Below are 1486 nucleotides of genomic sequence, written 5' to 3'. Positions count from 1 at the left end.
AAGCGCTAGATTCGCTTTTCCCTTTTTCGTTATAATAAATAAAAAGCTCTGAAAGTGTGTGTTAATCATGTTAAATCAATCAAAACAAACTACTTTATCTTTCCACGCAGAACTTTACGACATCATTGTTCCAAAAAATCATCTGCTTCGCCAAATCCACGAAATCATAGATTTTAGTTTTGTCCATGACATTGTCAAAAGTTCATATTGCGAATTCTATGGTCGCCCTGCGAATGAACCTGAGTTATTATTCCGCCTGCTTTTTCTTCAGACGTTATCCAATCTTTCTGATGAACGAATCATTAAAGAAGCACAGGTGAATATGGCTTACAAGTGGTTTTTAGGATTGAATCCGGAGGATTCCTTACCAGATTCATCTCAATTAAGTCGTTTCCGAAAGCATCGTTTGGGTGCTCAGAATATCGAGAAAGTTTTAACTGAAATAGTAAAACAAGCACAGGAAAAAGGACTAATCCGTTCTAAAGCATTATTTATTGATTCAACCCATACTCTCGCAAATGCAGCGAAAAAAAAGCCATTGGAGGTTCTTAGTAAGGCTGCCTCTAGACTTCGAAGAACCGTAAGAAAGCAACACAAAAATCTTTACGACAAACTACCTGCCTATCCAACATTTCCTAAAGAAATATCGGAAGAAGAAAAAGGGAAGATAATGATTTCATACCTTGCTCTATTAGGAGAGACTGTTGAGAGAGCACTTCCGGATGCTGAAGGCGCAGTTAAAGAAAAGTTAAAAGTGGCAAAACAGATTATTGAAGATGAGCGTCTACTTGCGAACAAAGGAATTCGCTCTGCAATTGACCCAGATGCTAGATTTGGATGGAAATCAGTCTCTCGTTCATTTTTTGGTTATAAATCTCACATCGCCATGACTGAAGAAGAAATTATTACACAAGTAAAAGTAACAACTGGAACAGGAGATGATGGAAAGCAATTAAAAGAATTGGTGAACCAGACGAAAGCTCAAGCGTTAGAAGTAAACGAAATATTAGCAGATACAGCTTATTCTTCAAAAGCTAATTTGAACTACCTAGATGGTGAAGAAATTATAGCTACAATTCCCTTAAATCCTTCTGTTTACGGCACCAGAGAAGATGACTGTTTTCGTTATGACAAAGAAACTGATCAAGTTATGTGTCCAGCAGGACACTGGAGTATACGTAAAGCAAGACAAGGTAAAAAGGATATTGGTCAAAATCAATTTAACAGCTTCTTTTTCGATACTTCAATCTGCAAAACTTGTCCAATGAAAGAAGGATGTTATAAAAAAGGGAGTAAAACAAAAACTTATTCAATTCGAATCATTTCAGATGAACACCAGAATCAAATGAACTATTTAGCAACTGAAGAATACAAAATACGAAGTAAAAAGCGTGGCATTATAGAACATAAAAATGCTGAACTGAAAAGATACCATGGATTGACTACAGCAAAATACTGTGGTCTTTTTGGCATGATTATTCAGTCT

1 protein-coding gene is annotated in these 1486 nt (G+C 36.1%); it reads left to right on the top strand.

What is annotated here, in order from left to right; translation table 11 throughout:
* Positions 1–67: 67 nt before the first annotated feature.
* The coding region (locus C8K15_RS19965; RefSeq protein ID WP_108588129.1) for an IS1182 family transposase at positions 68–1486 on the top strand (1419 nt) is incomplete at its 3' end.

Source organism: Paenisporosarcina sp. OV554 (assembly GCF_003058165.1).
Lineage (GTDB): Bacteria > Bacillota > Bacilli > Bacillales_A > Planococcaceae > Paenisporosarcina.
The sequence above is the reverse complement of the archived record's forward strand: the minus strand, read 5'-3'. Positions and strand labels throughout refer to the sequence as shown.